We start from the raw sequence: 19,177 nt of genomic DNA, 5'->3' as shown, positions 1-19,177 counted from the left end.
CCGGGTTGACCGGCCGGCGATCAGCGTCCTCCTAGCGGGTGGAGAAGGCGTAGACGGTGCCGGCGTCGAAGGTCTGGCCCGGCCGCAGGACGGTGGACGGGAACGCCGGCTTGTTGGGGGAGTCGGGGAAGTGCTGGGTCTCCAGGGCGAACCCGTCGCCCTGCCGGTAGGCGTGCCCGCTCGTGCCGACCAGGCTGCCGTCCAGGAAGTTCGCGGAATAGAACTGCACACCCGGCTGGGTCGTGCTGACCTCCATGACCCGGCCCGTGGCCGGTTCGGTCACCCGCGCCGCGCGGGTCGGCTCTCCGGGCCTGCGCTGGTTGAGCACGTAGTTGTGGTCGTAGCCGTGCCCGATGATCAGCTGCGGATCGTCGGCGCGGATGCGCTCGCCGATGGTGTGCGGGCGGGTGAAGTCGAACGGGGTGCCCTTGACCGGCGCCAGCGGCCCGAGGGGGATGGACGTCTCGTCGACCGGTGTGTAGCGGTCGGCGTTGAGCTCGAGCCGGTGGTCGTAGGCCCCGCCGGTGCCCTCACCGGCCAGGTTGAAGTACGAGTGGTTGGTCAGGTTGACCACCGTGGCCTTGTCGGTGGTGGCGTGGTAGCCGATCCGCAGTTCGTTGCGGCCGGTCAGGGTGTAGGTCACGGTCGTCTTGAGGGTGCCCGGGTAGCTCTCCTCGCCGTCCGCGCTCGTGTAGCTGAGCCGGAGGCCCACCGCGCCCTTCGCGCGGACCGGCTCGGCCCGCCACACCCGTTTGTCGAAGCCCTTGAGCCCTCCGTGCAGGCTGTTGGGGCCGTTGTTGACCGCGAGCTGGTAGCTCTTGCCGTCGAGGCTGAACCTGCCCTTGGCGATCCGGTTGGCGAAGCGGCCGACGAGCGCGCCGAAGTACGGGCCGGAGTTGTTGTCGACGTAGTCCTTGAGCGTCGCGAAGCCCAGCACGACGTTGTCGCTGCGCCCGCGCCGGTCGGGGACCTCCAGCATCTGCACGATCCCGCCGTACGTCAGGATCCGCACCCGCATCCCCTGCCCGTTGCTGAGCGTGTAGCGGTCGACCTTCGTGCCGTCCGGCATATTCCCGAACGCCTCTTTCGAGATGCCGGGGCCGCCCCCGGTGGGAGACGCCCCCGCGGGAAGGGCCGAAACGACCAGTGCGGAGCCGGCCAGCATCGCTCCGGCGAGTGCGAAAACGCTCTTCATGGCTCTCCCCAATACTCGTGGTACGGACGCGCCCGGACCGTACGTCGCGATCACTCATAGATCCAGATCCCCTGCCGGAACCGGCCACCCCCCGGACCCGGCCGCCGCCTTCGGCACGTCCTTTGACCTGAGGGCCCGCGCCTTGCGACGATCGGGGGATGCTGAAGGTTCCGCTGCGCGATGTCGACGCCAGCCTCAAGGAGAACGGGTGCGGCTCCAGGTTCGCGATCGTCACGGTCGATTTCGAACCCGCCGCGGCGTTCGAACTGGTCGATGCCACGCACCCGGCCCGATCGAGGCAGGAGTGGGCGGACGGCGTGGCATCGACGAGGCCGCGCCTCTCAGGCGGCGATGATCTGCGGGCCTACAAGAACGCGTTCGCCGATGCGGTGCGGCAGGAACTCGGGCGGGCCGCCGTCAAGGTGATCCTCACCCGCCTCCGGTATCACGAGGTCGACAGCAGTGAGCGCGCGTTCGTTCTGGCGGCTCGGCACACCGCGCGGGAGCTCTACCGGCGGGTCCCGTGCCGGCTGAGCCGGCCGGTGCGCGGAGTGCGGGTCAGGGACGCGGGCGTGTACCACCGCGGCGCCCGCTATGCCGCGGGCATCACGGTCGATTTCGAGCCCGCCGACGAGTACGCGTTCGTCAGCACGGTCGATTCGCGTCGCGTTCCGAAGGACCACGTGGCCACAGTGCGCGAGGTCTTCCACGAGGAGGCGGGCGGCCAGTCCGTGCGGATCGTCCTCACCGGTGAAGAGCATGACAACGTCCTCGCCTTCCGCTTCCGGGACGTCGCCCACCAGGCGGTGAGTGAACTGCGCGCCCACCTCCGCCCGGCGGAGTGAGCCCACGCGCCGGCGGCCGGATTGTGCGCGGGGACGACGGCGGTGAGGGTGGGCCCGGTGCGGTGGCCCGGGGGCCCGCCCCCGGCGGGGTCGATCGTCGTGACGGTCATCGCCGGCCCCACAGCCGCAGGAGGGCGCGCCAGGTGCCCGTGGCGAGCCAGACCGTGCCGTGGACGAGGGTGCTGAGCCCGATGCCGGGCACTGCTCCATGCATGGTGTAACTCCTCTCTCGCGTTCGGTGACCATCCTCGGTCGGTGGGCACGGCGCCGCCAAGACCCTCGCGAAACTGTGGATAACCGGGGTTGGGGATCTGATCTGGCCATATGTGAGCGGAATGACACCATTTGCACCGCATCTACACTCGGCTGGGTTCTGTGAGCCGATTTGAGCTGATTATGCGGTGTGGGAGGGGGTGTCTCGGCCGCAGACCGGAGGCTGACCGGGCGGTGCGCGGCATGGGGAATGGCTGCGCCCTCGTTCTCCCTGATCAGCCGCTGAAAGGATCAATGCGGAACTTTCCGCACTCTCTTTGCATCTCACCCATGACTGAGCTGGAAGGAACAGAGGGAGTGATGGTGAATGTCCAAGAACACCAAGAAGGCCGTCGGAGCGTACGGTTCCGCCGCCGTTTGCCTCGTGACCGCCCTCATCATCTTCGCGATGGGCAATGACACCGGGACGGCCCCTGTGTTCCTTGTCTTGGCTTTGGTGCTCACCATCATCGGCGCCTTCCGGCAAACCCGCGATTGATCGGGTGTAGGAGCCGGGCGGCGGCGGCCTGGTGCCGCGCGGCGTTCACGGCCCCGGCAAGGTCGAAACGCTGGGTGTCCTTATCCACAGAATTTGGTTCGGGTCGTGGCTGTCGTACTGATCCGCCATCATCGGGAATGTGACGAGCAGCAGTGGTCCGCCCCCGCCCCCGCCGGTGCGGCTGGAGGCCGTTCTCGAGCGCATCACCTATGCCAATGAGGACACCGGCTACACGGTCGCGCGGGTCGCCACCGACCGCTCCGGCCCCGACCTGCTCACCGTGGTCGGGGCGCTGCTCGGCGCGCAGGTGGGGGAGAGCCTGCGGCTCACCGGCCGGTGGCGGTCCCATCCCCGCTTCGGACGGCAGTTCGAGGTCGACTCCTACACCACCGTGCTGCCCGCGACGGTGCAGGGGATCCGCCGCTACCTCGGCTCCGGGATGATCAAGGGGATCGGGCCGGTGACGGCCGACCGGATGGTCGTGCACTTCGGCACCGACATCCTGCGGATCATCGAGGAGGAGCCCGGTCGCCTGGTCGAGGTGCCGGGCCTCGGGCCCAAGCGCACCCAGCGCATCGCCGACGCCTGGGAGGAGCAGAAGGCGATCAAGGAGGTGATGCTCTTCCTCCAGGGGGTGGGCGTCTCCACCTCCCTCGCGGTGCGGATCTACAAGCAGTACGGCGACGCCTCGATCGCCACCGTCCGCCGGGAGCCCTACCGGCTCGCCGCCGACGTGTGGGGCATCGGGTTCAAGACGGCCGACACCATCGCCCAGGCGGTCGGCATTCCGCACGACAGTCCCGAACGCATCAGGGCCGGATTGCAGTACACGCTGTCCGAGGCCGCCGACGACGGGCACTGCTTCCTGCCGGAGCCCAACCTGATCACCGCCGCGGAGAAGATCCTCGGCGTGCCGCGCGAGCTGATCGGCCCCGCCCTCGACGGTCTCGCGGCCGACGAGGGCGTCGTCCGCGAGCCGATCCCCGGGCCCACTGACGGCGACGCCACCATCCCGGCCGTCTACCTGGTGCCGTTCCACCGGGCCGAACGGTCCCTCGCGCGCGGGCTGCGCGAGTTGCTCGACGCCGGGCACGACCGGCTCAAGACCTTCGCCGACGTCGACTGGGCGCAGGCCCTCGGCTGGCTCGAGCGGCGCACCGGCACCGCGCTCGCCCCAGAGCAGGAGGAGGCGGTGAGGCTCGCGCTCACCGCCAAGGTCGCGGTGCTCACCGGCGGCCCGGGATGCGGCAAGAGCTTCACCGTGCGCTCCGTCGTCGAGCTCGCGCACGCCAGGAGGGCCAAGGTCATCCTGGTCGCGCCCACCGGCCGCGCGGCCAAGCGGCTCGCCGAGCTGACCGGGCACGAGGCCGCCACCGTGCACCGGCTGCTCCAGCTCCAGCCCGGCGGCGACGCCAAGTTCGACCAGGACAACCCCCTCGACGCCGACCTGGTCGTCGTCGACGAGAGCTCCATGGTCGACCTGATCCTCGCCAACAAGCTGGTGAAGGCCGTTCCGCGCGGCGCCCACCTGCTGCTCGTCGGGGACGTCGACCAGCTCCCGTCCGTCGGGGCCGGCGAGGTCCTCGCCGACCTCCTGGGCGCCGAGACGGTCCCGCGGGTGCGCCTGACCAGGATCTTCCGGCAGGCGCAGCAGTCCGGCATCGTCGTCAACGCGCACCGGGTGAATTCCGGGGAGCACCCGCAGACGAGCGGCTATCCGGACTTCTTCCTCTTCCCCTGCGACGAGCCCGAGGGCACCGCCGCGCTCACCGTCGACGTCATCACCAACCGCATTCCCCGCAGATTCGGCCTCGACGCCCGCCGCGACGTCCAGGTCATCGCGCCCATGCACCGCGGCCCGGCGGGTGCGGGCGCCCTCAACGCGCTCCTCCAGGAGTCGCTCACCCCGCACCGGGAGTCGCTGCCCGAACGCCGCTACGGCGGACGGGTCTTCCGGGTCGGCGACAAGGTCACCCAGCTCCGCAACAACTACGACAAGGGCGAGGCGGGGGTCTTCAACGGCACGGTCGGGGTCGTCTCCGCCGTGTCGCCCGACGACCAGACGCTCACCGTGCTGACCGACGAGGAGGAGAGCATCGACTATGCCTTCGACGAACTGGACGAGCTGGCCCACGCGTACGCCATCACCATCCACCGGTCACAGGGCAGCGAGTACCCGGCCGTCGTCATCCCGCTCACCACCGGATCCTGGATGATGCTGCGGCGCAACCTGCTCTACACGGGGATCACCCGCGCCAAGAAGCTGGTCGTGCTGGTCGGCTCGCGCCGGGCCCTCGCCGCCGCCGTCCGGACCCCCGGCGCGGGGCGGCGCCACACCGCCCTCAGGCACCGGCTGGCGGTCCCGGCCTGAACGGACGTCACCGGTAGCGGTCGAACTCCCAGGGGTCGTGAGCGCAGAACATCTCGATCTCGTTCTTGAGGGCCAGTTCGCGGAGCCGCGCGACGTTGTCCAGGCGCAGGGCGCGGTCGACCTCGGCGCCGACCTGGACGAGGTCGAGCAGCGGATGGGTGCACGGGTCGGGCCGGTCCACCTCACCGTGGTAGAAGTACGCGTCGCCGGCGTGGAGGAGTGGGCGGTCCCCGTCGTCCACCGCGACGGCGACGTGCCCTGGCGTGTGACCGCCGAGCGGGACCATGAGGATCTCCGGAGGCAGGCCGTCCAGCGGCCGTACGCCCTCGAAGCCGAACCACGGGTCGCCCCGCCCGTCCTCGTACGTAGCCCAGCGGGGACCGTGCGCCAGTTGCGCGGACCGGTACGTCCCGGGGTCGGAGAGCGCCGCGGCATGCTCGGCCGCGTGCACGTGCACCGTGGCGTCCGGGAAGTCCCCCAGGCCACCGGCATGGTCGCTGTGCAGATGGGTGAGTACCACGTGCCGGACGTCCTCGGGCGAGTACCCGAGCCGTGCGACCTGCCGCACCGCGGTCTCGGTGGGATCCAGGGCGGGTGCGGCGAAGGCGATCCAGTCCGCCCCGAGCCGCTCGTCCGGATCGGCGATGTCCGGCGTCCCGATCCCGGTCTCGACCAGTACCAGGCCGGCCGAGTCCGTCTCGATCAGCAGGCAGTGACAGACCGCCCGGGTCGGCTTCAGCGGGCTGTCCGCGCCGTCGACCGGCTCGATCTCCGCCAGCGATCCGCAGTTGAGGTGATGGACGCGCAACGCATACTCCTTGATTGATCTCTATGACGGGTACAGAGGCCGAGACGCCGAATGCATGCGAGTGGACCCCAGACGGTCGACTCGGACGGTTTGGGTAGGGGTGGGCCACGGCAGGGGTGGGGCGTGCGGCTGGGGCTGCGGCCCGGGGGCCGGCGGGGGATGTCCTACAGAGGAGCCGGGGTGGTGCCGGTGGCCGGTGCGGTGGCCAGCTCGATGAGGTCGCCGAGTTGGCGGGTGATCGTTTGGATGACGGTGACGTCGCGCTGGACGCGGGCGAGCATGACCACGCCCTGAAGCGACGAGAGCACCAGGGCGGCCAGGGGGTCCGACGCGTCGTCGGGTACGCCCCAGCCGCGCAGGGCGGTGGCGATGCCGCGCTGCCAGCCGTCGTACGCCTGGTCGCAGGCGGTGCGGAGGGAATCGCTGGCCGCCGAGGTCTCCAAGGCGACGGTCGCGACGGGACAGCCCTTGCTGAAGTCGGACTCCAGCAGGGACTGGGCGAAGTACTCGCCGAGAGCGGCGACTCCCGTCCGGCCGTCCGGGGCGGTCGAGGCGGCGGCCATGAGGGCCTCGCCCAGCTCCGCGCCCGAGAGCGCCACCGACTCGGCGGCCAACTGCTCCTTGCCGGCGGGGAAGTGGAAGTACAGCGAGCCCTTCGGCGCATGGCTCTCGGCGAGTACCTGGTTGAGCCCGGTGCCGTGGTAGCCCTGCCGTTGGAACAGCTCGGACGCGGTTCGCAGGACCCGGTCTCGGGTCTCTCCCTGGGATGCTGCCATGCGGCCACCCTAGACCAATCGGTCTATAGTGATCAATAGACCGGTCTACCTAGTTGTCCCCGGGGCGCGGCTGTGGGCGGCCAGGGCCTGGATCGCCCGGGTGATGGCGGTGCGGGTCGCGGGGGGTTGGACGAGGCCGTCGGGGCCGACGTCGTCACGGGTGACCGGGATGCGCGCGCAGGCGGCTTCGACCAGGTCGGCGCCCGTGTAGCGGAGCACCTTGCGGAGGGAGTCGTGCGCGTCGGCGCCGCCGCTCGGGGCGGCGGGGGAGGCGACGTTGATCCAGGCGGTGGGCTTGTCCTGGGTCTCGACCCCGCCGACCGTCCAGTCGAGCAGGTTCTTGAAGGAGCCGGGCAGCGCGCCCGCGTACTCGGGTGTGCAGATCAGCAGCGCGTCCGCGGCCTCGATCGCCGCGCGCAGGGCCGTCACGGCCGGGTGCAGCGGGGCGTGGTCATCGTCGGGGTCGAAGTGCGGAAGCTCGCGCATGCCGCCGAACAGCGTCGCCGTCACGCCGTCGGGGGCCCGGTCCGCCGCCGTCCGCAGCACCGCCTCGTTCGTCGATCCCGCACGCAGGCTTCCACAGATCATCAGCACGGTCGTCATGATCGGTGAGGCTAGCCGGAGGGAGGCGGTGACGCCGTCCGACTACTCCTTGAGTGCGAGGCGGTCGAGGTGCAGGCCGGTGAAGGGCTCGGCGCTGACGCCGCGCAGCCGTTCTGACCAAACCAGGTGCTCGTGGGACGACCACAGGGGCATCGCCGGCATGTCGCGGAGCAGCGCGGTCTCCGCGAGCCGGGCCGGGGTCACGGCCTCCTCGGGGGTGGCGGCGCGCTCGGCCTCGTCGATCAGGTCGGACGCGTAGCCGTCGGCGAGTTCGAGGAGGGGCGCCAGCGCGGCGACCGGGGCCGGGTAGGCGGCGGTGGTGTGCAGGACGAACGGGCCGTCGGCGCCGCGCAGCTCGGCAGGCTCGGCCGGTCGGGTCCGGACGTCCAGCTTGAGCTCCTTGCGCAGCTGGCCGGCGACGGCCGTCACCCCTGCGGCGTCGCCGGCTTCGTACCGGATCGTGACCGGGCCGGTCGGCCCGCCCGCGTCGGCGAGGGCGGCGGTCGCGGCCTTGGAGTCGTGCACGCACAGACGGCACTGGCCCTCGCGCCGGCCGGGCAGGACGCCGGGCGGGACGAGCGCGTTCGCGGGGGACGCCTGGTGGCCCAGCGGTCCCTCGGTGACGGCGCTCCGGTCGATCGCCATGGACATCGCCTGGCGCAGCGCCGGGGACGAGAGGTGCTCCGCCCGCTCGGGGAAGACCAGATAGGTCGTCGTGCGGCCCGGCAGCGCGAGATGGCGGCCCCGGAAGTCGGTGTCCATCGACGCGTGCCGTCCGGGCGGCACCTGCGTGGCGAGGTCGAGGTCGCCCGCCTCGACCGCCGCGTACTGGCGGGCGGCGTCCGGAATCGCCTCGACCACGATCTCGCGGCCTCCGGCGGGACGCCGGAGCACGGTCCCGGACGTGTCGTGGGACCGTACCCGGTACGGGCCGTTCCCGATCGGGAGCCGCCCGTACGAGGCCCAGTCGCGCGAGCGCAGGACGCTCTCGGGCATCGGCAGGAACGCCGGGTCGCCGAGCAGTGCGCGGAACCCGTTCAGGGGCCGGTCGAGCGTCACCTCGAACGTCCGGTCGTCCTCGACCTTCAGGCCCGCGACGCCGGCCGAGCGGCCGACGGCGCGCGCGGCGCCCTTGATCCCGGCCACGTCGGTGAGGAGCGGGGCGCCGTGCCAGTTCTCGTTCAGCACCGACGTCCAGGCACCGGTGAAGGAGCGCGCGGTGACGGGGCTGCCGTCGTGGAACCGGCCGCCGGGCCGCAGCCGGACCGTCCAGACGCGGCGGTCCGGGCTGGTGACCGACTCGGCCGCGGCGTCGGCGGGGACACCGGTCGCGGCGTCGTAGGCGACCAGGCCGGTCCACACGGCGCCCGCGATCATCCGGCCGGTCCGGTCGCGGACGTCGCCGGGGACCAGGGTGGCGGCGGGCGCCGCGCCGACCGAGATGCGGGGGTCGGCGGGATCGCGCAAGAGCGTGAAGCCGGCGATCGGTCCCACGAGCACCAGCATCGCGCCGGTCAGCAGGGCGGCGGTGCGCGGGGCGCTCTTCAAGCGGGCCTCCCGGGTGTCGGCGTGCTCGGCGTGCCCCGGAAGCCCGGGGCCCACCCGCTCCGGTCGTGCCGGGCGCGTCCCCGGCCGCCGGTGAGCGTACGGCACGCCCCTACGGCCACGGAAGACAGGGACGAGCGCTCCTGACACTCCTGAGGCCGATTCGTGATTCCGTGCCCATTGATCAGCGGGGCCGCACTGTTCACACTGACGCTGCGAAGATCCGCTCGAAGTGGAGGCGCGATGTTGCCCCGCAGACCAGCCCGCACCAGACGGCTGATCCAGGGCGCCGGCGCGGTCACCGCGTCCCTGGCGCTGATGGCCGGCACCGCCTGGGCCTGCCCGCCGGAGCCCGGATACCCGCAGACCACCAAGGCCGGCGAGGTTCGGGGAGAGGGCGGCGGCGCCGGCGCCTCCGGGCACGCCGGGCACTACCGCCCGGCCGAGACGGGCAAGGCCGAGGCGTCCGAGGCGATCAAGGGCGTGCGACGGGTCGGCGGGGTGCCGGAGGCCAAGGGCGCCATCTCGCTGATGTTCATCGACTACGGCACCGGCCGGCACAAGCGGACGATCATGTACGCGACCGGCGATTTCGGGCTCAAGGCCTACGACATCAGCGCCGACCCGCGCGTCCCCACGCTGGTCGGGCAGCTCAACATGCCCGGGATGTGGGAGACCGAGGACACCGACTTCGATCCCCGGCGGAAGATCATCTACCTGTCCCGGGACCCGCGCGCGTTCGGCGGCAGCACCGCCACCGGCGAGTCGGGCGTCTACGTCGTGGACGCGTCCAAGCCGGAGAGCCTGCGGCAGATCACCTACGTGAAGGTCCCGGCCGGGCACACCACGACGTGTGTCAACGACTGCGCGTACCTGTGGACGGGCGGGCCGGCGAAGGCGAGCTGGATGCCGGCCGACTGGGGCGGCCGTCCGGTCTGGGTGACCGACGTACGCGACCCGGCCAGGCCGAAGGTGCACAAGGACCCGATCGACACCGGCCGCAACGACGGCAAGACCGACTACACCCACGACATCCAGGTGGACTCCGACGGGGTGGCGTGGGCGTCCGGGCGCGGCGGCGTCCGCGGCTACCACACCTCGGGACGGCACTTCGACCCGCTGAAGAAGAAGTGGCGCAAGGCGACCGCCCTCGACCCCGTTCCGTACGCGGGCGGCGGTCTCGACGAGGCCACCACCAACTCCACGTTCATGCACAACAGCTACCGCGCGGTCGGCCGCACCCGGGACCAGGCCGCCGACCCGCGCAGGTGGGGCGACGGCAAGCTGCTGTTCATCACCGAGGAGACCTTCAACGACGGCTGCGCCAACGACGGCCTCCTGGTCATCGCCTCGCTGAAGGGCTCGTACAAGGGCGAGGGCTGGAAGTCGACGCCGGACAAGAAGTTCCGGCTAAACACCGTCGCGACCTGGGGCGTGGCCGGGCAGGAGGGGAGCGATCCGACGAGCACGGACTGCTCGGCGCACTACTTCGACGTCCGTGACGGGGTGCTGGTGCAGTCGTTCTACTCGCAGGGCACCCGGTTCCTCGACGTGCGCGACCCGACCAACCCGCGGCAGCTCGCCTACTACCGTCCTGCGGACGCCGCGTCCTGGCAGCCGTACTGGCACGGGAAGTACGTCTATGTCGCCGACAACACCCGTGGCATCGACGTGTTGCAGCCGACCTTCCGCTAGAGGCGACCGGCTGTGGGGGTTCCTCCGCGGGCCCGTCCCTTCTGTCTGGGGACGGGCCCGCTGCCACGTCCCGCGTCAGGCGTCCCGCGTCAGGCGTCGGCCGTGGGGAGGGTGCGGCGGCGGGCGCGGAACGCGGCCACGTTGGTCCGGTTGGCGCACGCCTCGGAGCAGAAGCGCCGCCGGCCCGCCCGTGAGGTGTCCGCGTAGACCCGGTCGCAACCGTCGGCGGCGCAGACGCCCGTGCGGCTGAGGCCGTGGCGGCAGACCAGTTCCGAGAGGTTCATCAGCGTGCTGGCCTGGAACCGCTGCGGCAGCCGGGCCGAGGGCGGCGCGAAGTGCATGTGCAGGCCGTGTGGTTCGTGGTTGGCGATGTGCGGGTGCATCGGTATCCGGAGCATCAGCCCGTTGAGCATGGCCGCGGCCTCGGCGAGGTCGGACGTCTCGAAGAAGGGCCGCAACGTACGGCCCCACGCGCGCAGGTCCTCGGCGTCGTCGGGCTCGAACTCCCGCCAGAAGAACTCGTTGTCGCGCAGGATCGCGCGGAGGGCGTCCGGGCCGTCGTCGTCGTCCGCGCCGGTGACGGCGTTGACCAGCGCCACCGCGGCGGCGGTGCCCTTGCTCTTGTACCCGATCGTCTGCATTGCCCGGCTCCTACTCGCATGCCATGCTGTAAATGATATCTTTTCAACAACCCTTACAACGGCCCGCGAGTGACGGGATGCGCGGTGGAGGATTGCCCAAGCTGTGGATGGCCCCAGGCGGAGGTCTACCGGGTGCTGTCACGCCATCTGACCTCCGAGGGTGTGGTGACCTACAGCCGCTGCGCGTGCGGACGGCTCCAGGTCCGGACGCAGCCGTTCGACGCGGGGACGGTGGTGTCCACGGGGCCGGGGGACGGTTCGGGGCGGTGTCGCGCCGGCGGCTGAAGGGGCGCCGCGGCGCCGGCACGTCAGTGCCGCCAGCGGGTCGCCGCGGTGATCTCCTCGGGCGTCGCGCCGTCCAGGAGTTCGATCTCGCCCCGCCGGACGACCGCGACCGTGTCGATCACGGCCTCGCCGAGCGCCTCGCGCAGCGCCGGATCGGCCTCGAACGCCGCCACCGACTCCTCCAGCGACGACGGCAGCGCGATGATGCCGCGGTCCGCGCGGGCGTCCGCGGACAGCGCGCCGGGGTCGAGGTCGACCGGCTCGGGCAGCTCCGCCTCGGCGCCGATCCCGGCGCGTCCCGCCGCCAGCAGCGCGGCGAGGGCGAGGTAGGGGTTGGCCGCCGGGTCGAAGCACTTGATCTCCAGATTGGCGGCACGGGCCCGCTCGCCGTCGGCGCCGGCGACGAACCGCAGCGCGGCCTCCCGGTTCTCCAGCCCCCAGCAGGCATAGGCGCCCGCCCAGTGCGACGGGATGAGGCGCAGGTAGCTCGCCACTGACGGCGCGCCCACCGCGAGCAGCGCGGGCAGCCGGTCGAGGATTCCGGCGGCGAACGCCTCGCCCGCCCCGGTCATCCCGTACGGCCCGTCACCGCCTGCCATCACGTTCACCGCCGCGCCGCCGGCCGGACCCCCCGCCCCGGTCGCGCCCGCCCCTGTCCCGGCGGTGCCCGCCGCCGCGCCGTCGGCGGCCGTGCCGGCCGCGGTGGGGTCGCCCTGCCACAGGCTCAGGTGGATGTGGCCGCCGTTCCCGACCGAGTCGGCCTCCACCTTGGGGGAGAACGAGGCGACGAACCCGTGCTCCAGCGACACCGCGCGGATCGTCTCGCGGACCAGGACGGCGGTGTCGGCCGCGCCGACGGGGTCCTCGGCCGCCACGGACAGCTCGTACTGCCCGGCCGCGTACTCGGGGTGGATCTGCTCGACCGCGACTCCGGAGGCGTCGAGCGCCTGGAGCAGGTCGCGCAGGTATCCGGCGAGCTCGCTGATGCGGGTCATCCCGTATGCGGGGCCGCCGCTCGCGGGACGGAATCCACCGCCGTCGCCCTCCGACACCGTCCACTCCACCTCGAACGCGGTCAGCGCCGACCAGCCCAGCGCTGCCAGCCGCGCGACCTCGCGGCGCAGCAGCGCCCGGGTGTCGAGCGGGTGCACGGTCCCGTCCTGCGCGTACCGCAGGGCCGGGGCGAGGGCCCAGCCGGGCAGCGCCGGGAGCGGGACGAGGCGGTCGAGGTCGGGGTGCAGCCGCAGGTCGCCGACCGGACCGCCCACGTACCGGCCGGACACGATCGAGTCGTCCAGCAGGAACGCGTCGAACACCGGCGACATGCCCACGCCCCAGGTGGCGGCGTGCTCGAGCCGGGCCACCGGGACCGCTTTGGTACGCGTGATGCCGCTGATGTCGACCCAGGTCAGGGCCACCGCGGCGACGTCGCGGCCGGCGAGCTCGGCGGCCAGTGCGGCGGCGCGGGCGCCGAGCCGGGCGCGTTCGTCCCGGTCGAGGGCGCGCTGCCCGCCGTCCCGGCCGTAGGCGGTTTCTTCCACGTTGCGGTCCCCGATCGGAAGTGGCGGTGGGCGGCGACGGTGCGCACGGCCCCGTCCAGGGCATCGTAGGAAGACCGGGGGACCATTTCACGGTCGACACGTGATGCGAGGGGGAGACACGTGCTGGAGAGGCTGGAAAGACTGAGCCTGATCGATCACCACTGCCACGGGGTGCTGCGCCGTGACCTCGACCGGGCCGAGTTCGAGTCGCTGCTCACCGAGGCCCGCGCGCCGGGGCCGCTCGGCGGGAGCCTGTTCGACTCGCAGGCGGGGTTCGCGCTGCGGCGCTGGTGCGCGCCCGTGCTGGACCTGGAGACGCACGCCGATCCGGACGACTACCTCGCCCGCCGCGCCGAACTGGGCGCCGACGAGGTCAACCGCCGCTTCCTGGAGGCGGCCGGGCTCGACGCGCTGTGCGTGGACACCGGCTACACCCCGGAGCCGCTGACGGCCCCCGCCGAGCTGGGCGGCCTCGCAGGCGCGCGGGCGCACGAGATCGTCCGGCTGGAACGGGTCGCCGAGGACACGGCGGCGGACGGGACGGACGCCGCCAGGTTCGCCGACGACGTCCGGACCCGGCTGGAGGCGCGCGTGCGCGCGGGAGCCGTCGGCGCCAAGTCCGTCGCGGCGTACCGGGCCGGGCTGGAACTCGCCGGGGAACGCCCGTCCGACCTCGAGGTCGCCGCCGCGGCCGGACGGCTGCTCCGCGAGGAGATGCCGCCTCGGGTGGCGGATGAGACGCTGCACCGGTTCCTCGTCTGGTGCGCCGCCGACCTCGGGCTGCCCGTGCAGTTCCACGTCGGCTACGGGGACGCCGACGCCGACCTGCGGCGCGGCGACCCGCTGCTGCTGACCGGGCTGCTCCGGGAGCTGGCGCCCACAGGGACACCGGTGCTGCTCCTGCACAACTACCCGTACCACCGGCAGGCCGGCTATCTGGCGCAGGTCTTCCCGAACGTGTTCGTGGACGCCGGACTCGCCACGCACAACCTCGGCCACCGCGCGCCCGCGCTGATCGCCGAGCTGCTGGAGCTCGCGCCGTTCGGCAAGGTGCTGTTCTCCTCGGACGCGTACGGGCTGGCCGAGTTCTACCACTTGGGGGCCCTGCTGTTCCGGCGCGGGCTGGCGCGCCTGCTCCGCTCCGGCGCCACCGAGGGCGCCTGGACCGAGCGGGACGCGCTGCGCGTCGCCGAGCTGGCCGCCGCGGGCAACGCGCGCCGCGTCTACCGGCTGTAGGGACGCCCGGTACCGGCGGGTACGCTCAGAAATGATCTACTTTCGAGCCTCCGGGAGTGCAGGCGATGGCCGAGCCCGCGCGCGAGCGCCTGCTGGTGATCGGCGGTGACGCGGCCGGGATGAGCGCCGCGTCCCAGGCCCGCCGCCGGCGCGGCCCGGACGAGCTGGAGATCGTCGCGCTGGAGCGCGGGAGCTTCACCTCCTACTCGGCGTGCGGCATCCCGTACTACGTCGGCGGCGTCGTGGCGGACGCGGACGCGCTGATCGCCCGGACGCCGGCCGAGTTCCGCGAGCGCGGCATCGACGTCCGCCTCGGCCGTGAGGCCGTCGAGATCGATCCGGACCGCGGCCGGGTGCGGGTCCGCGAGCTGGACGGCGGCGCCGAGCGCTGGGAGGGCTACGACCACCTGATGGTCGCGACCGGCGCGGTGCCGTCCCGGCCCGACCTGCCGGGTGCGGACGCCGCCGGGGTGCACGGGGTGCAGGTCCTCGGCGACGGCATCGAGATCCGCCGCGAGCTGGAGGCGCGGGCGCCCCGCCGCGCCGTCGTGGTCGGCGGCGGCTACATCGGCCTGGAGATGGCCGAGGCGCTGGTCATGCGCGGCGTCGAGGTCACGCTGGTGGACGGGGCCGAGCAGCCGATGCGCACGCTCGACCCCGACATGGGCGCGCTGGTCGCGGACGCGCTGCGCGGTGTCGGCGTCCGGCTCCGGCTGGGCGAGCGGGTCGAGGGGTTCGACACCGAGGGCGGGCGGGTGACGGCGGTCCGCGCGTCCGGCGGCGTCCTGCCCGCCGACCTGGTGATCCTCGGGCTCGGGGTCAGACCGGACAGCGCGCTGGCGGACGCCGCCGGGATCCCGGTCGGGCCGACCGGCGGCATCGTCACCGACCGCCGGATGCGGACCGGCGCCGAACGGGTCTGGGCGGCCGGCGACTGCGTGGAGACCCGGCACCTGGTCTCGGGCGGCCCGGTCGCGATCGCGCTCGGCACGCACGCCAACAAGCAGGGCCGGGTGGCGGGCATCAACCTCGGCGGCGGGTACGCCACGTTCCCCGGCGTGGTCGGCACCGCCGTGTCCAAGATCTGCAAGGTCGAGGTGGCGCGCACCGGGCTGAACGAGGCGGAGGCCGCCGCGGCCGGGTTCGCGGCGCTGAGCGCCACGGTCCAGTCGACCACCCGGGCCGGCTACCACCCGGGCGCCACCGCGATGCGGACCAAGCTCGTCGCCGAGCGGCGCACCGGACGGCTGCTCGGCGCGCAGATCGTGGGGGAGGAGGGCGCGGCCAAACGCGTCGACGGCCTGGCCATCGCGCTCTGGAACGGGATGACGGTCGAGGAGATGACCGGCCTCGACCTCGGCTACGCGCCACCGTTCTCCCCGGTCTGGGACCCGGTCCTCATCGCCGCCCGCAAGACCGCCGAACGGATCGAGGAGGACATGCGCGGGACCGCCCCTTGACCGAGGCGATGTCGTAGGCGTCCTCTAGGGTGCGGTCGCATGGCGATTCCCCCCTCTGCCCCGTCCTCGCCGCCGGACGAGGACACCTTGGTCCTCCCCGACGCCTGGCGCCGTGACCTGCATCCGCGCCGGGGCGGTGCCGCCGGCCCCGGGATCGAGATCGACGCGGGGGCGGTGACGGCCGCCGGCGCGCTCGTCCAACAGGTCCGGGGCACGGTCGAGACGGTGCTCGCCCGCTGGCCCGGTGACGCCGGGCCCGCCGCGCGCGTCCGCGAGCATGTGGACGGGCTCGACGCCGGCGGCGTGCCGTCGCGGCGGCCCGATCCGTTCGGCGCCGCGGTGGTGGCGGCGGTCGCGGGCGGCATGCCGCGGGCGCGCAGGGACTTTGGCGAGGTCTTCGTCGACGCCTGGACGGCCCTTCACGGGGTCGCCTTCGCGGCCTGCGCGTTCGCGGAACTGACCCAGATGTCGTTCGGGGACGGGGAGTTCTCCTTCGTCCCGTCCGGCGAGTACGCGGCGTTGCCGGAGGAGGCGCCCCGCCGGCTGCGGGCGCTGCTGGCGGCGTCCGGCGCCGACGACTACCGGGACGCGGTCGCCGGCCTCGCGGCCTGCCGCCGGACGCCGTTCCAGCGCCTGGTCACCGGCTACCTCGTCCCGACCGAGCGTGGGTGGGTGGACGAGGTCTGCGCGGACCCGCCCCCGGCGGAGGTCGGCCCTGCCGTTCACTGGGCGATGTTCTGCGCCCTGAGCACGGCCGACCAGGTCCGTGCCCTCGGTGGACTACCGATTCCGTGCACCGGTTCCCGCCTGTTCGGCATCATGACCACGATGGCCGACGGGCTCGGCGGGGCCGTGGCGCCGCTGCTGGCCGCGCTGCTCGACGGCGGAGCTCAGTTCATAGCGCGCCGGCGGGCCGTCGAGGTGCTCGCCGCGCTGCCGTCCGACGAGGCGTGCGCGGTGCTGGCGTGCCGCGTGGATCGGCGGGACGCGCGGCTCGGAATGCTCGCGGTGATGGAACGCTCTCCGGCGCGGGCGCTCAGGGCGCTGGCCGAGGCGGCGGGCACGGCGGAGGCGTCACCGCACGCCGCGGAGCTGCTGAACGACCAGGTCCGCGCCGCCCCGGGCATGGCCGCCGCCGAACTGCCCGGCCTGACCGCCGGTGCCCGCGCGCTCGTCGAGCCTCTGGTCGCGACGTGGAGGCGGGCCGAGGAGGCTTCCGCCGAGACGCTGCCGCGTGTGCTGACCGAACCGCCGTGGACGCGCCGGCGGCAGAAGACCGGGCAGCCGGTCCTCAAGGGCCTGACGGCCCCCGCCGAGCAGTCCGTCGTGTGGGGGCCGGCGGAACGTGACGCCTGGCTTCAGACCGTCGTCGCCTATCCCAACGACTGGTGGGAGGGATGGTCCGGATACGCCTCGCTGGAGCCCGTGCCCGCGGCCGACCGTCCCGCCTGGGAGAAGCGGATCGCCGACTTCCGTGCCAGACGGCTCACCCGCCAGAAGCAGACGGCCGTGCTGCTGGGCGGCCCCGAGGAGAGCGTCCGCCCCCTGCTCGCGGGCTGGTTCCTCGAGGGCTGGGTCCGCACGGCCGGCCCCAGCGACTCCGAGCAATGGATGCCCCCCGTCCTGGCCCGTTTCGAACTCGACGCGCTGCCCATCGCGATCAGTTTCGCGCGCAGTGGGCCGATTCGTTTCGGCGCGCTGCTCGTCCCGTTCCTGAATGCCGAGGTGGCCGCGCTGATGGCCGACTGGGCGTCCCGGCTGCGCGGAGGGAAGGAGATCACCGACGCCTGGTTCGCGCGGCACGGTGTCACGGTGGTGCCCCACCTGGTGCCCGCCGCCCTCGGGACGGCGGTGAAGCGGCGCCGCGACGCCGAACGGGCGCTGCACGCCCTCGCCTCCGCCCACGGCGGGGACGCCGTCGTCGAGGCCGCGCGCGCCCATGGTGCCGAGGCCGCCGACGGCGTCGCGGCGATCCTGGCGCGCGATCCGCGGGATCTCGTCCCGCGCAAGATCCCCAACACCGGCTGGGCCGATCCGGCCCGCCTCCCGCAGGTGCTGCTGCGCGACCGCGCCGACCGGCTCCCGGACACGGTCGTCGCGTACCTGGTCACAGCGCTGGCGCTGTCGGCTGAGGACGGTGAGCCGCACGAGGGCGTTCGGGCGGCCCGGGAGATCTGCGACCCGGCGTCCCTGGCCGACCTCGGCTGGGAGCTGTTCCAGCTCGGACCCGGCTGGACGCTCACCACCCTGGGCTGGACCGGCGACGACGCCGTGGCGCGCCGCCTGACCCCGCTGATCAGGGCCTGGTCGGGCGACGGCCGCCACCAGCGCGCGGTCAGGGGGCTGGACGCTCTGGCGAACATGGGCACCGAGGTGGCGCTGAACCAGCTCAACGGGATCGCGCAGACGTCCCGGTACAAGGGGGTCAAGGCCCGTGCGCAGGACCGCATGGCCGACGTCGCCGCCGCGCTCGGCCTCACCGCCGAACAGCTCGCCGACCGCGTCGTCCCCGACCTCGGGCTGGACGAGGCGGGCGCGACGACGCTCGACTACGGCACCCGGCGGTTCGTCATCGGCTTCGACGAGCGGCTCGAGCCGTGCGTCGCCGACGAGGACGGCACGCCGCGCAAGACCCTCCCGAAGCCCGGCGCCAGGGACGACGCCGGGCCCGCCCGCGCAGCCTACGCGCGCTTCGCCGAGCTGAAGAAGGAGGCGCGGGCGATCGCCGGCCTCCAGATCCGCCGGATGGAGGCGGCGATGGTCGCGCGGCGCCGCTGGACGCCCGAGGAGTTCGGGGCCCTCTTCGTCCGCCACCCCCTGATGCGGCACCTCGCGCGCCGCCTGGTGTGGCTCGCCGACGACGGCGGCGAGATCGTCCCGTTCCGCCTCGCCGAGGACCGCACCCTCGCGAGCGCGGACGACGACGTGCTCGTCCTCCCCGCCGCCGCGCGCGTCGGCATCGCGCACCCCCTGCACCTCGGGGACGCCCTGGCCGCCTGGTCGGAGGTGTTCGCCGACTACGAGATCCTCCAGCCGTTCCCCCAGCTCGACCGCCCGGTCCACACCCTCACCGCCGAGGAGCGGGCGGGCACCCGCCTGCGCCGCTTCGAGGGCCGCACCGCCTCGGTGGGGAAGATCCTCGGCCTCACCCGGCGCGGCTGGGAACGCGGCGGCGCCGAGGACGGCGGCCTCGAATTCCGGATCTTCCGCCCCCTCCCGGACGGCCGCGCCGCGGTGATCGGCCTCGATCCCGGCATCCCGGTCGTCGCCACGGACTATGCGGAGAAGCAGGAGCTGGAGGCCGTCTGGCTGAAGGACGGCCCGCAGAGCCTCCACCACGCCCCCGAACTTCCCTTCGGCGAGCTGGACCCGGTCATCGCGTCCGAGATCATCGCCGGCCTCGAGGAGGTGGTCCGGGCCTGAAC

General features: G+C 73.1%; 14 protein-coding genes. 7 read left to right on the top strand and 7 right to left on the bottom strand.

Annotated features, from left to right (window positions below):
• Positions 1-31: 31 nt before the first annotated feature.
• Positions 32-1,195, bottom strand: coding sequence for an aldose epimerase family protein (locus QP090_RS19745; protein WP_285940550.1), 1,164 nt, complete (start codon positions 1,193-1,195; stop codon positions 32-34).
• 158 nt (positions 1,196-1,353) lie between these two features.
• Between QP090_RS19745 and QP090_RS19740 the strand changes: the two genes are divergently transcribed.
• The 3 genes from QP090_RS19740 (at position 1,354) to recD2 (ending at position 5,162) form a co-directional block, all read left to right on the top strand.
• On the top strand, positions 1,354-2,040 hold the full coding sequence (locus QP090_RS19740; RefSeq protein ID WP_285940548.1) for a hypothetical protein: 687 nt from the start codon (positions 1,354-1,356) through the stop codon (positions 2,038-2,040).
• 580 nt (positions 2,041-2,620) lie between these two features.
• Positions 2,621-2,791: a hypothetical protein gene (locus QP090_RS19735; protein ID WP_285940546.1), complete on the top strand. Its 171-nt coding sequence runs from the start codon at positions 2,621-2,623 to the stop codon at positions 2,789-2,791.
• Between the two features lie 139 nt (positions 2,792-2,930).
• Entirely contained in the window at positions 2,931-5,162 is a 2,232-nt protein-coding gene (gene recD2 / locus QP090_RS19730) for an SF1B family DNA helicase RecD2 (protein WP_285940544.1), read from the top strand.
• Positions 5,163-5,169: 7 nt separating this feature from the next.
• Here recD2 and QP090_RS19725 read toward each other — a convergent pair whose 3' ends face one another.
• The 4 genes from QP090_RS19725 to QP090_RS19710 all read right to left on the bottom strand — a co-directional run bounded on the left by QP090_RS19725 (position 5,170) and on the right by QP090_RS19710 (position 8,951).
• The gene (locus QP090_RS19725; protein ID WP_285940542.1) at positions 5,170-5,970 is read right to left on the bottom strand and encodes an MBL fold metallo-hydrolase; all 801 of its coding nucleotides are present in this window, start codon (positions 5,968-5,970) and stop codon (positions 5,170-5,172) included.
• A gap of 164 nt (positions 5,971-6,134) precedes the next feature.
• Positions 6,135-6,746, bottom strand: a complete 612-nt coding sequence (locus QP090_RS19720) for a TetR/AcrR family transcriptional regulator (protein ID WP_285940541.1) — start codon at positions 6,744-6,746, stop codon at positions 6,135-6,137.
• Positions 6,747-6,791: 45 nt separating this feature from the next.
• Positions 6,792-7,349 (bottom strand): NADPH-dependent FMN reductase, encoded by a 558-nt coding sequence (locus QP090_RS19715; RefSeq protein WP_285940539.1) that lies wholly within the window; start codon positions 7,347-7,349, stop codon positions 6,792-6,794.
• 42 nt (positions 7,350-7,391) lie between these two features.
• On the bottom strand, positions 7,392-8,951 hold the full coding sequence (locus tag QP090_RS19710) for a peptide ABC transporter substrate-binding protein (protein ID WP_285940537.1): 1,560 nt from the start codon (positions 8,949-8,951) through the stop codon (positions 7,392-7,394).
• Between the two features lie 186 nt (positions 8,952-9,137).
• On the opposite strand from QP090_RS19710, the gene QP090_RS19705 reads away from it, so the two are divergent.
• Entirely contained in the window at positions 9,138-10,589 is a 1,452-nt protein-coding gene (locus tag QP090_RS19705; RefSeq protein WP_285940535.1) for an LVIVD repeat-containing protein, read from the top strand.
• 89 nt (positions 10,590-10,678) lie between these two features.
• Here the strand turns inward: QP090_RS19705 and QP090_RS19700 are convergent, their stop codons facing one another.
• Both QP090_RS19700 and QP090_RS19695 read right to left on the bottom strand, forming a co-directional pair.
• Positions 10,679-11,230, bottom strand: coding sequence for a CGNR zinc finger domain-containing protein (locus tag QP090_RS19700; protein ID WP_285940533.1), 552 nt, complete (start codon positions 11,228-11,230; stop codon positions 10,679-10,681).
• Between the two features lie 308 nt (positions 11,231-11,538).
• The gene (locus tag QP090_RS19695; RefSeq protein ID WP_285940532.1) at positions 11,539-13,056 is read right to left on the bottom strand and encodes a type I glutamate--ammonia ligase; all 1,518 of its coding nucleotides are present in this window, start codon (positions 13,054-13,056) and stop codon (positions 11,539-11,541) included.
• Positions 13,057-13,176: 120 nt separating this feature from the next.
• Here QP090_RS19695 and QP090_RS19690 point away from each other — a divergent pair, with 120 nt between their 5' ends.
• The 3 genes from QP090_RS19690 (at position 13,177) to QP090_RS19680 (ending at position 19,175) form a co-directional block, all read left to right on the top strand.
• Positions 13,177-14,292 (top strand): amidohydrolase family protein, encoded by a 1,116-nt coding sequence (locus QP090_RS19690; protein ID WP_285940530.1) that lies wholly within the window; start codon positions 13,177-13,179, stop codon positions 14,290-14,292.
• 65 nt (positions 14,293-14,357) lie between these two features.
• Positions 14,358-15,752 (top strand): FAD-dependent oxidoreductase, encoded by a 1,395-nt coding sequence (locus QP090_RS19685; RefSeq protein WP_285940528.1) that lies wholly within the window; start codon positions 14,358-14,360, stop codon positions 15,750-15,752.
• Positions 15,753-15,791: 39 nt separating this feature from the next.
• Complete coding sequence (locus QP090_RS19680; RefSeq protein WP_285940526.1) at positions 15,792-19,175, top strand: DUF4132 domain-containing protein; 3,384 nt, start codon at positions 15,792-15,794, stop codon at positions 19,173-19,175.
• The last annotated feature ends 2 nt before the right edge of the window (positions 19,176-19,177 follow it).

Origin of the sequence: Actinomadura xylanilytica, assembly GCF_030283145.1 — a bacterium.
In the GTDB taxonomy this organism is placed as follows: Bacteria; Actinomycetota; Actinomycetes; order Streptosporangiales; family Streptosporangiaceae; genus Spirillospora; species Spirillospora xylanilytica.
Note: the sequence above shows the minus strand (reverse complement) of the source record. Positions and strands in the feature narration are given on the sequence as shown.

Excerpts from the sequence above, each read along its gene's own strand:
- QP090_RS19745 (WP_285940550.1), bottom strand. The coding sequence starts at position 1,195 with ATGAAGAGCGTTTTCGCACTCGCCGGAGCGATGCTGGCCGGCTCCGCA.
- QP090_RS19740 (WP_285940548.1), top strand. The coding sequence starts at position 1,354 with ATGCTGAAGGTTCCGCTGCGCGATGTCGACGCCAGCCTCAAGGAGAAC.
- QP090_RS19735 (WP_285940546.1), top strand. The coding sequence starts at position 2,621 with ATGTCCAAGAACACCAAGAAGGCCGTCGGAGCGTACGGTTCCGCCGCC.
- QP090_RS19720 (WP_285940541.1), bottom strand. The coding sequence starts at position 6,746 with ATGGCAGCATCCCAGGGAGAGACCCGAGACCGGGTCCTGCGAACCGCG.
- QP090_RS19715 (WP_285940539.1), bottom strand. The coding sequence starts at position 7,349 with ATGACGACCGTGCTGATGATCTGTGGAAGCCTGCGTGCGGGATCGACG.
- QP090_RS19705 (WP_285940535.1), top strand. The coding sequence starts at position 9,138 with ATGTTGCCCCGCAGACCAGCCCGCACCAGACGGCTGATCCAGGGCGCC.
- QP090_RS19700 (WP_285940533.1), bottom strand. The coding sequence starts at position 11,230 with ATGCAGACGATCGGGTACAAGAGCAAGGGCACCGCCGCCGCGGTGGCG.
- QP090_RS19685 (WP_285940528.1), top strand. The coding sequence starts at position 14,358 with ATGGCCGAGCCCGCGCGCGAGCGCCTGCTGGTGATCGGCGGTGACGCG.
- QP090_RS19680 (WP_285940526.1), top strand. The coding sequence starts at position 15,792 with ATGGCGATTCCCCCCTCTGCCCCGTCCTCGCCGCCGGACGAGGACACC.